This is a genomic window from Candidatus Methylomirabilota bacterium (genome assembly GCA_035315345.1).
GTDB lineage: Bacteria > Methylomirabilota > Methylomirabilia > Rokubacteriales > CSP1-6 > CAMLFJ01.
The window spans coordinates 60,584-71,406 of the sequence record DATFYA010000091.1 but is presented as its reverse complement, the minus strand read 5'-3'; the positions used below and the strand labels follow the sequence as shown (position 1 = coordinate 71,406).

Here is a 10,823-nt window from a genome sequence, read left to right as displayed (position 1 = left end):
GACGGCCTGCACGACCGCGTAGTCGCGGTTGAACACGCCGTCCACCAGCAGCTTGCCGAAGCCGGGGATGGCGAAGACCTGCTCGGTGAGCACCGCGCCCGAGAGCAGCCGCCCGAACTCGATGGCGCCCAGGGTGATGATGGGGATCAGCGCGTTGCGGAGCGCGTGCTTCAGCACCACCAGCCGCTCGGGCACGCTCTTGGCCCGCGCGGTGCGCACGTAGTCGGCGCCGAGGGTCTGGAGCATCGCGCTCCGGGTGTGGCGCATGATCACCCCGGCCACGCCGGTGCCCAGCACGAACGAGGGCAGCAGGATCGTGGTCAGGTTCTGACGCAGGTTCTCCCACGGCGGCACGTAGCCGGAGGCGGGCAGCCAGCCCAGGCGCACCGCGAATAGCAAGATGAGCATGATGCCCAGCCAGAAGTGCGGCACCGACAGCCCGGAGAGCGCGAAGAAGTTGGCGGCCACGTCCACCACCGTGCCCTTGCGCGTCGCCGAGAGAATGCCGGCGGGAATGCCGATGCAGAGCGCGATCAGCATGGAGCAGAGCGCGAGCTGCACGGTGACCGGCAGCTTCGAGGCCAGCAGCTCGCGCACCGGAATGCGGCTGCGCAGCGACTCGCCGAAGTCGCCCACCAGCACGCGGCCGAGCCAGATGCCGTACTGCACGACCACCGGCCGGTCCAGGTGGTAGCGCGCGCGGATGGCCGCGACCGCCTCCGGGTCGTTCTCCTCGCCGGCCAGCGCCACCGCCGCGTCGCCGGGCAGCAGCTGCTGGAGCGAGAAGATCAGCACCGAGACGAAGAACAGCGTGGGCACCAGCACCGCCAGCCGGCGCGCCACGTAGAGCCAGAGCGCCATGCCTAGTTGGCGAGCTTGAGGCCTCGGAAGCGGATGATCCCGTCCGGGTAGGGCGTGAAGCCCTGCACGCGCGTGCTGAAGCCGGTGAACACGCGCCGGTGCCACAGGATGAGGCGCGGCACGTCCTTCTTGATCAGCTCGGTGGCTTGATCATAGAGCTTCTTGCGCTCGGCCTGGTCGGCGACCTGGCGGGCCTTGGTCAGCAGCGCATCGACGTCCTGGTTGCAGTAGTGCTGGTCGTTCTGGGCGCCCTTGCAGGTCATGAACGAATAGATGTTGCCGTCGGGGTCGGGCCGGCCGCTCCAGAACGTGAAGTAGGCCTCGAAATCGCCCTTGCGGCCCGACTGCAGCATCGTCACGTTCTCCTGCGTCTGGAGATTGGCGGTGATGCCGGCCTCGGACCACATGGCCTGCAAGATCAGCGAGGCCTCCTGTCGGTCGCGCTCCGGCGGCACCACCAGCGTGAAGTTGAGATTGGGCTGGCCCGCGTCCTTCAGCAGCTGCTTCGCTTTGGCGACGTCGCGCTTGGCCACCGGCACCTTCTTGTCGTAGTACGGGCTCGCGGGGCTGACGAACTGGTTGCCCGCGATGTACTCGTTGTTGAACACGGTCTTCACCAGCGTCTCGCGGTCGATGGCCAGGTCCAGGGCCTGGCGCACGCGCACGTCGGAGAGCGTCTTGCTCTTCGGCCCGTTCGCGACGTTCAGCGGGATCATCTGGTAGCCCAGCTCGGGCACGCCGGTGACCTTTAACTTGCTGTCCCCACGGATTTCCGCGAGGTCGGTCGGCGACACGCGCTCGATCATCTGCAGGTCGCCCGAGCGCAGGCTGGCCAGGCGCGAGCTGGAGTCGGTGATGGGCACGAACTCGATGCGGTCGATGGAAAACGCGCCCTTGTCCCAGTAGTCGGCCACCTTCTCGACCACGATCTTGCCCTGGGCCACGCGCTGCACGAACTTGTAGGGACCGGCGCACACCGGCTGGGTGCCGAGCTTGTCGCCGAGGGCCTTGGCCGCCTTGGGCGAGACCATCATGCCCGCGCGGTCGGTCAGCGCGGCGAGCAAGGGCACCAGCGGCTGCGAGAGGTGGAAGCGCACCGTGAGGTCGTTGACCACCTCCACGCTCTGGATCTCGGCGATCTCCGACTTGCGGAACGAGCCCGGCGTGGTCTGGTGTCGCTCGATGTTGAACTTCACCGCTTCCGCGTTGAACGGCTCGCCGTCCTGGAAGCGCACGCCCGGGTGCAGCTTGAGCGTGATGGCCTTGCGGTCGGCGGCCCACTCGTAGCCGGTGGCGAGCTGGGGCACGATCTTCAGATCCGGCGTGACGTCGAATAGCTTGTCGCAGAGCGCCGCGAAGACCAGGCGGCCGGTGTAGGCGCGGCTGATCGTCGGGTCCAGCGCGTCCGGGTCGTCGTTGAGCCCGATGCGCAGCACGCTCTGGGCGGTTGCGGGGGCGGGGCAGAGCAGCAGGATCGCGGTGAGGGCGGTCAGGATCGTTCGCACGGTGGCCTCCTGCGCGGGATAGTGCGGGTCGCGCGAAGGGCTGTCAAGGCGGCTGTGATCGCGGTAGTATCCGGCGGGTGAGGCAGCTCGTGTGAGGCCGCTCGGTTCCAACTAGCCACCTATCACAGGAGGAGCATCGATGCCCGTCAAGGTGACCATCCGGCCCAACGGCCCGTACCTGGTGGAGGGCGACATCGAGGTAGTCGACGTCAACGGCAACAAGGTCGACACGACCGCGAGGGGGCCTCGGATCGCGCTGTGCCGCTGCGGGGCGTCGGTGACCAAGCCCTTCTGTGACGGGACGCACAGCAAGATCGGCTTCCAGGCCGCCGAAGCGGCCGTCGCCCAGGAAAAGAAGTAGCCTCTCTCGAGCCCTCTCCCCTCAGGGGAGAGGGCAAGGTGAGGGGTGGTTCTAGGGCAGCAGATCAGCCACCGGCACGGTCGCGTGCGGGGCGGCGAGAGGGGTCACGTGCTCTCCGCCCCGCAGCATGATGGTGGTGGTGTAGCGGTGACCGTATCGCGCCTTTGGCGCGGCGACGGGCTCGCGCCGAACTTCCAGCACGCGGTCCACGAGGTTGACAACCCAGTAGTCAGCGATGCCCGAGCGCGCATAGAGGCTGGCCTTCGCGCTCCGGTCGAACCGGAGGGTCGCGTCGGCGACCTCGACGATGAGGACCGGTCGCGATGGGTGGCCGCTGACGTAGTCGCGCCGGCTGCCCGGGACCACGGCGACGTCGGGCTCCGGTTCCGAGTCGTCGTCGAGGGCGATCGGGAACTGCCCGCGGACGGTCCACCCGGCACCGAAGACCGCACGAAGCGCGTCCTCGACGAGCCCAACCGCGGTGGCGTGCGGACCGCCCTGAGGCTCGCGAACCAGCAGGGCGCCGCCGACCAGCTCCAGGCGCTCGCCAGGGCGGAAGGCGCCGAGGTCGACCAGCCGCTCGTATTCGGCCCGGGTCCAGTGCTTCGCGCGCGGCGAGGAGACCGACATGGCGTCAACGTTAGCGCCGGGGCCGTGGCTGCGTCAACGCGCCGGCGCCGATACACCGACCGGAGGGGGCGCGATCGCGGTACTGTATCTGACGCGTGACCGCCGGCCCAGTGACCGACCGCCGGATCGGGTCGCCCAGGAGGACGGCATGACGCTCAAGGGCTTCTCCCACATCGGGCTCTCCACGCGAGACCTGGACCGGACGCGCGACTTCTACGAGAACGTGCTGGGCTTTCAGGCGGTGCGCTGCGACGTGCTCGAGATCAAGGAGGGCGGCCGGATCCGGCACATCTTCTTCGACACCGGGCGCGACCAGCTGCTCGCCTTCATGGAGGCGCGCGACGTGCCCGGCGTGTCCGCGGACTACGACGCGGGGATCAACCGCGGGCTCGGAGTGCCGAACGCCTTCTACCACTTCGCGTTCGAGGCGGGCTCCGAGCCGGCGCTCGTGGAGAAGCGGAAGGAGCTGATGGCCCGGGGCGTCGAGGTCACCGACGTGGTCGACCACGACTGGGCCAAGTCCATCTACTTCCAGGACCCGAACGGGATCCAGCTCGAGTTCTGCTACTTCACCCGCAACCTCAACGACGACGACGCGCGCATGCAGACCCGCGCCCAGATCTCGGTGAAGCGCCTGGGCCTCGAGGCCCCCGCGCTGAGCGCGCGCTGAGGCCGGGGTCAGGTCTTGCATTACGACATTTTCGTGGCGCGCGACGACGTGGTCTGGTGCGATGAAAATGTCGTAATGCAAGACCTGACCCCGATCTAGAGGAGTGATCGGATGGTGCGCATCATCGATATGGAGTGCAGCGTTCCGTATGGGGTGAACGCGGAGTCCAAGCCCGAGAAGCCGGAGAAGGCAGCGGCCGAAGGGCAGCCCGGGTACGGGATGGCGAACTACGGGCGCATCTTCCGCGCGCGCCGCGAGGGCGGCGATCACCGGCCGGCGGAGGATCTCGACGCGTACATGAAGCACCTGGCCACGGTCGGCATCGTGCGCTCGGTGCCGTTCGGCCTGCCCAACGCGGAGACGGCGGCGCTGATGACGCGGTTCCCCGGCCGCTTCATCGGGCTGGCCCGCATCAGCATCAACGAGCACCACGGCATGGCGGGCGTGCGCGAGCTGGAGCGGCTGGTGCGCGAGGAGGGCTTCGGCGCGCTCGGCGTCTCCGCGCTCGTCGACTGCCTCCCCGCGAGCGATCGCCGCTACTATCCGCTCTACACCAAGGCGGCGGAGCTCGGCATCCCGGTGCGCATCTACTCGTCGATGAACTACGCCAACGACCGGCCCTACGACCTGGGCCACCCGCGTCACCTCGACCAGGTCGCGATGGACTTCCCGGAGCTGCGGATCATCGGCGGGCTCGGCGGCTGGCCCTGGGTGAACGAGATGGTCGCCCTGGTGCGCCGGCATCCGAACCTGCACGTGGACACCTCCGCGCACCGCGCGCGCTACCTCGGCCAGCCCGGCTCGGGCTGGGAGATGCTGATCCAGTTCGGCAACACGCTGATCCAGGACAAGGTGATGGTGGGCCTCTCGGCCGGCCTGGTCGGGCAGCCGTACGAGACGCTGATCCAGGAATATCTCGCGCTGCCGTTGAAGGACACGGTGAAGGAGAAGTGGCTCTACGGCAACGCGGCCCGCGTGTTCGGGATCGCGTGAGGCGGGGATGACGTCTCCGGCCGAGACCTTCACGCTGCCCGACGACCGCCGCGGCGGCGCCCTCGCCGGCGTCGTCGTGCTGGAGATCGCGCAGACGCCGGCCGGCGAGCTGGCCGGCGGGCTGCTCGCCGACCTCGGCGCCACCGTGATCAAGCTCGAGCCGCCCGAGGGCTCGCCGCTGCGCCGGCGCGGACCCGCGCTGCCGGGCGAGGACGCGCTCGCGTTCCAGTCGGAGAACCGCGGCAAGTACTCGGTGCGGGCCGACCTCGGCGCACTCGCGACCGAGCCGTGGCTGGCGCGCCTGCTCGGCACCGCCGACGCGCTGATCGAGGACCTGGGCCCGCGACGGCTCGAGGCGGCGGGCCTCGCGCCCGAGACGCTGGAGCAGCGCAACCCGCGGCTGGTCACCCTGCGCATCTCACCGTTCGGCCAGACCGGGCCACTGGCGGGCGAGCCCGGCGACGACCGCATCGCGCAGGCCTTCGCGGGCGTGCAGTTCGTCACCGGCTTCCCGGATCGGCCGCCGCTACCCGTGACGGTGCCGCTGGCCGAGAGCTGGACCGCCATCCTCGGCGGCAGCGGGCTGCTGATGGCGCTCTTCCACGCGCGGCGCAGCGGGCGCGGGCAGGTCGTCGACATCGGCCTGTACCAGGCCGCGCTGCGCATGCAGGAGGAGGTGGTGGTGCGCTACGACCGCACCGGGACGGTGGCCGCGCGCCTCGGCACCGAATCGCCCATCGTGGTGCCCGCCAACGTCTATCCCACGCGCGACGGCGGGTGGATCGCGGTCTCCGGCGCGGGCGACCAGCCGTTCGCCCGCCTCTGCGAGGCCATCGAGGCTCCCGACGCGCCGAAGGACTGGCGCTTCGCCACGCCCGCGGCGAGGCTGCAGAACCGCGCGGCCTCGGACGCGCTGGTCGGCGACTGGATCGCCAAGCACGACCAGGCCGACGTCGAGGCGCGCTTCGCCGACTTCGGGGTGGCCGGCACCGCGGTGCGCTCCGCCGACGACATCCTGGCCGACGCGCACGTGAAGGCGCGCGAGTCGGTCGTCGCGCTGACGTCCACGAGCGGCCAGGAGCTGCTCGCCCCCGCCGCGGTGCCGAGGCTCACCCGCACGCCGGCGGCGCCGGCGCGGCGCGCGCCGAAGCTCGGCGAGCACACCGACGCGGTGCGGTCCGCCATCGAGCGGATGGCGACACGCTCGCGCGTCGATGCGACGGATCGGCCGCCGGCGGACGCGCCCGTCGAGGCGTGGGGCCCGCTGCACGGCATTCGCGTGCTCGATCTCTCGCAGTGGCTCGCCGGCCCGGCCGCGGCCGCCTTGCTCGGGGACTTCGGCGCCGACGTCATCATGGTCGAGCTGCCGAGCGTGGCCGCCGACGCCCAGGGCCGCAAGAGCCCCGGCTTCGTGGTCACCAACCGCAACAAGCGCAGCATCACGCTCGACGTGCGCTCGCCGGCCGGCCGGGAGACGTTCCTCGGCCTCGTCGCGGCGAGCGACGTCATCGTGGAGAACTTCCGTCCGGGCACCCTCGAGCGCTGGGACCTGGCGCCGGCCACGCTGCTGGCCGCCAACCCGCGCCTGGTGCTGCTGCGCTCGTCCGGCTTCGGGCAGAGCGGGCCGTACACGCAGCGCGCCGCCTTCAACCCGGTGGGCCTGGCCTTCGGCGGGCTGACGTATCTCAACGGCTGGCCGGACCGCCCGCCGCTCCGCGACGGCGTCATGTCCGGCGACTACTCCACCGCGCTCTTCAACGTCCTCGGCGTGATGGCGGCCCTGCTCCGCCGCGACGTCGACGGCCAGGGGCAGGTGGTCGACACCGCCATGTTCGAGGCCGCGCTGCGCCTGACCGGGGACCTGCTCGCGGTGCGCGGCGCGCTCGGTATCCGCCGCGAGCGCGCCGGCGGCGACTCGCACCTCTACCCGGTCACGGTGACCGTGGAGGCCGGCGACGGGCGTTTCATGACGGTGTCGGCGCCGTCGTGGTCCGCGATCGCGGGCGCGCTCGCGCGGAGGCGTCGGCGCTCGGCGCAGGCCAACGAGGCGGTTCGAGAGACCGACGGCCTCCGCAAGTCCGACGCGATCCGCGAAGACCTGATCGATCTGGCGGTCGCGTTGCCGGCCGACGAGGCGGTGTCACTCTTCCGCGCGGCCGGTCTCGCCGCGAGCCCCGTCAACTCGGTCGCCGACCTGATCCGCGAGCCGCATTGCTGGAGCCGCGGCGACCTGGTGCGCCTCGCGCATCCGGACCTGGGCGAGATCGTCACGCAGGGCATCGTGCCGTCGCTCTCGCGCACCCCGGGTCGCGTGGCCGGCTGGTCCCGTCAGCCCGGATCCGACAACGAGGCGGTGCTCGGAGCGCGGACGCAAGCGCTGAGGAGGTAAGGCCCATGACGAAGATCACCCAGATCACCGTCACCGCCCAGTCCAAGCCCGGCACGCTGGCCAGGATCGCGCGGACCCTTGCCGACGCCGGCGTGAACATCACCGCGATCTGCGCCGCGGAGTCCGCGGGGCGCGGCAAGCTGCGGATGGTCGTCAGCGACCCCGCGCGGGCCAGGCAGGCGCTGACCGACGCCAAGATCCGGTGCGGGGAAGAGCCGGCGCTGCTGCTCTCCGTCGAGGATCGGCCGGGCACCCTGGCCGCCCTCGCCGGCAAGCTGGCGGCGGCCAGGATCAACATCAAGTGCGCGTACGCGACGACCGTGATCCCCGGCGGCGGTCCCTGCCACGTGGTGGTGGCGGTGGCCAACGCGGACAAGGCCGAGAAGGCGCTGCGCTAGCGGCTGGAGGCCGCGGCATGAAGTGTGTTCGGTGCCATGAGGACAATCCTTCGCACGCCAAATTCTGTCTGGAATGCGGTACGCCGTTCGCGCCTGTCCGGGAGACCGACCCCCGAGCGCCATCACGAGAGGACCTTCGGCACGCGCTGACCGAGGCGCTGGAGCAGCAGGCCGCGACGGCCGAGATCCTGCGCGTCATCAGCAGCTCGCCCACGGATGTGCAGCCGGTCTTCGACACGATCGTGCGGAGCGGCTTGCGGCTTCTCCGGGGTTACTCGGCCTCGATGATGCTGTTGCGCGACGGCGATTGGCTGGATCTCGTGGCCTACACCTCAACCAGTGCCGAAGCCGACGCGTCGCTCGTCGATGTGTTTCCGTTGCCGCTTCGTAGCCTCCCGCCGGGCGAACGAGCCGTGCATGATCGGCGCCCCCACGCGGTCGAAGACGTCGAGAGCGACCCGGACGTCACACCGGTCATGCGCGAGACCGGCCGCGCACGCGGATGGCACAGCAACTTGTTCATTCCGATGATCCGCGGGGACGTCGCCCTCGGATTGATCTCGATCACGCGGCGGGACCCCGGGCCGTTCTCGGGCGGCGAGATCGCGCTGCTCCGAACCTTCGCCGACCAGGCGGTCATCGCAATCGAGAACGTACGCTTGTTCACGGAGCTGCAGGAGAACAATCGTTCGCTTACCGAGGCGCTCGACCGGCAGAGGGCCACCGCGGAGATTCTTCAGATCATCAGCACCTCACCCACGGATCTCCGACCGGTGCTAGACGCGGTGGTCGAGCGGGCCGCGCGGCTCTGTGCAGCCAACGACGGGGTGATCTTCCGAGCCGATGGTGACACCCTGACGCCGGTCGCCACCTGCGGAGTCCCGGGGTTCTCTTCAGTGCCACGGACACGCGGGACGGCGTCGGGCCGCGCGATCGTCGACCGCCAGCCGGTTCACGTCGAGGACATCGCCTCACCGGCCTCCATTGCGGAGTTTCCGGATGCCAATGCTTCGCGGGCTCGGGGGATTCGCACCCAGCTTGCGGTGCCACTGCTCCGAGAACGCGAGGCTGTTGGTGTCATTCTCATCCGGCGGTTCCAGGTCCAACCGTTCAGCGAACAGCAGATTGCGCTGCTCCGAACCTTCGCCGACCAGGCGGTCATCGCGATCGAGAATGTGCGGTTGTTCACGGAGCTGGAGACGCGCAATCGCGACTTGACGCAAGCGCTGGACCAGCAGACAGCGACCGGCGACATCCTCCGCGTGATTTCGACTTCTCCGGTCGACGTGCAACCGATCTTCGAGGCGATAGCCTGCAACTCCCTACGGCTATGCGGCGGACTGATGGCCGCCGTGTTCCAGTTCGACGGCGAGTTGATGCACATCGGGGCGCTTCACGGTTTCTCGGCCGATGGGGAGGAGGCCACCAGACGGACCTTTCCCACGCGCCCGGAGCGCCGAATGATCGCCGCGCGCGCGGTGCTTTCGCGTGCCATGGTGCACGTTCCGGATGTCGCGGCAGATCCCGAGTTTGGCTACGGGGCGCTGGCTGCGACGGCTGGCTGGCGCAGCCTGCTTGTGGTTCCAATGCTGCGGGGAGGCGAGGTCCTGGGGACGGTCGGCGTGGCCAGGGCCCAGATCGGACCGTTCCGGGATCAAGAGATCGCGCTGCTTCAGACCTTCGCAGATCAAGCCGTGATCGCGATCGAAAATGCGCGGCTGTTCAATGAGCTTAAGGCACGGACGCAGGAGCTGACCCGGTCGGTCGATCAGCTCAAGGCCCTCGGCGAGGTCGGGCGCGCCGTCAGCTCGACGCTGGATCTGGAGACCGTGCTGACCACCATCGTCTCGCACGCCGTGCAGCTCGCGGAGCTGGACGGCGGGGTGGTGTTCGAGTACGACCCGGCCGCCGAGGAGTTTGTTCATCGGGCCGCCACCGAGACCGGCGGCACTTTGGCAGCAGCCCGTCGGGCCACCCGCGTTCGCAAGGGTGAAGGGGTGGTGGGCCAGACCGCCACTACGTTGGAACCGGCTCAGCTGCCCGACATCACGGTGCGCGGGGCATACGAGAGCCGCCTCCGGGAGAACCTGATCGCCTCGGGCATCCGCGCGATCCTGGCCGTGCCGATGCTCAGCGAGGGCCGGCTCGTCGGCTGCCTGGTCGTCTCGCGGAACGAGCCCGGGGAGTTTCCGGTCGAGACGATCGACCTGCTCCGCACCTTTGCCACGCAGTCGGCCCTGGCGATCCAGAACGCTCGGCTCTTCGAGGAGATCGCCAGCAAGAGTCGGCAGCTGGAGGCGGCCAGCCGCCACAAGTCCGAGTTCCTCGCCAACATGTCCCACGAGCTGCGGACCCCGCTCAACGCGGTCATCGGGTTCTCGGAGGTGCTCCTCCAGCGCATGTTCGGCGACCTGAACGTCAAGCAGGACGAATATCTCAAGGACATCTACGCCTCCGGCCAGCACCTCCTCTCCCTCATCAACGACATCCTGGACCTCTCCAAGATCGAGGCCGGCCGGATGGAGCTGGCTCCGGCTCCGTTCCACCTACCGACCGCTTTGGAGAACGCCGTGACCCTGGTCAAGGAACGGGCGGCCCGCCACGCGATCGCCCTCCACGTCGACGTCGACCCACGGCTGGGCGAGGTGGTGGCGGACGAGCGCAAGGTCAAGCAGGTGCTGCTGAACCTGCTCTCCAATGCGGTCAAGTTCACGCACGAGGGCGGCCGCATCGGCCTGAAGGCCGGTCGGCGAGACGGAATGGTCGAGATCGCCGTCACCGACACCGGGATCGGGATCGCCGCCGAGGATCAGGCGGCGATCTTCGAGGAGTTCCGGCAGGTGGGGAGCGACGAGAGGCGCAAGCAGGAAGGTACCGGGCTCGGCCTGACCCTGGCCAAGAAGTTCGTCGAGCTCCATGGCGGGCGAATCTGGGTCGAGAGCCAGGTGGGCCAGGGAGCGACGTTCACCTTTACTCTGCCCGTGCGGCTTGAGGGAGTGGCTGGCCGGACCTGAGC

9 protein-coding genes are annotated in these 10,823 nt (G+C 69.6%); 6 read left to right on the top strand and 3 right to left on the bottom strand.

Going from position 1 to position 10,823, the window contains the following annotated elements; genetic code table 11:
• Both VKN16_12290 and VKN16_12285 read right to left on the bottom strand, forming a co-directional pair.
• Nucleotides 1-861 (bottom strand): ABC transporter permease (locus tag VKN16_12290; protein ID HME94987.1); only part of this gene is annotated, 861 nt, incomplete at its 3' end.
• A gap of 2 nt (nucleotides 862-863) precedes the next feature.
• Nucleotides 864-2,366: an ABC transporter substrate-binding protein gene (locus VKN16_12285; GenBank protein ID HME94986.1), complete on the bottom strand. Its 1,503-nt coding sequence runs from the start codon at nucleotides 2,364-2,366 to the stop codon at nucleotides 864-866.
• A 139-nt stretch (nucleotides 2,367-2,505) separates the two neighbouring features.
• Here VKN16_12285 and VKN16_12280 point away from each other — a divergent pair, with 139 nt between their 5' ends.
• Complete coding sequence (locus VKN16_12280) at nucleotides 2,506-2,727, top strand: CDGSH iron-sulfur domain-containing protein (GenBank protein ID HME94985.1); 222 nt, start codon at nucleotides 2,506-2,508, stop codon at nucleotides 2,725-2,727.
• A 51-nt stretch (nucleotides 2,728-2,778) separates the two neighbouring features.
• Here VKN16_12280 and VKN16_12275 read toward each other — a convergent pair whose 3' ends face one another.
• Nucleotides 2,779-3,357 (bottom strand): Uma2 family endonuclease, encoded by a 579-nt coding sequence (locus tag VKN16_12275; protein ID HME94984.1) that lies wholly within the window; start codon nucleotides 3,355-3,357, stop codon nucleotides 2,779-2,781.
• A gap of 148 nt (nucleotides 3,358-3,505) precedes the next feature.
• Between VKN16_12275 and VKN16_12270 the strand changes: the two genes are divergently transcribed.
• From VKN16_12270 to VKN16_12250, 5 genes are all read left to right on the top strand, one after another.
• Nucleotides 3,506-4,027 (top strand): VOC family protein, encoded by a 522-nt coding sequence (locus VKN16_12270; protein HME94983.1) that lies wholly within the window; start codon nucleotides 3,506-3,508, stop codon nucleotides 4,025-4,027.
• A 111-nt stretch (nucleotides 4,028-4,138) separates the two neighbouring features.
• A complete protein-coding gene (locus VKN16_12265) occupies nucleotides 4,139-5,020 on the top strand; it encodes an amidohydrolase family protein (protein ID HME94982.1) in 882 nt (293 codons plus the stop codon).
• Nucleotides 5,021-5,027: 7 nt separating this feature from the next.
• Nucleotides 5,028-7,409 (top strand): CoA transferase, encoded by a 2,382-nt coding sequence (locus VKN16_12260; GenBank protein HME94981.1) that lies wholly within the window; start codon nucleotides 5,028-5,030, stop codon nucleotides 7,407-7,409.
• A 5-nt stretch (nucleotides 7,410-7,414) separates the two neighbouring features.
• On the top strand, nucleotides 7,415-7,807 hold the full coding sequence (locus VKN16_12255) for an ACT domain-containing protein (GenBank protein ID HME94980.1): 393 nt from the start codon (nucleotides 7,415-7,417) through the stop codon (nucleotides 7,805-7,807).
• 17 nt (nucleotides 7,808-7,824) lie between these two features.
• Nucleotides 7,825-10,821, top strand: coding sequence for a GAF domain-containing protein (locus VKN16_12250; protein HME94979.1), 2,997 nt, complete (start codon nucleotides 7,825-7,827; stop codon nucleotides 10,819-10,821).
• The last annotated feature ends 2 nt before the right edge of the window (nucleotides 10,822-10,823 follow it).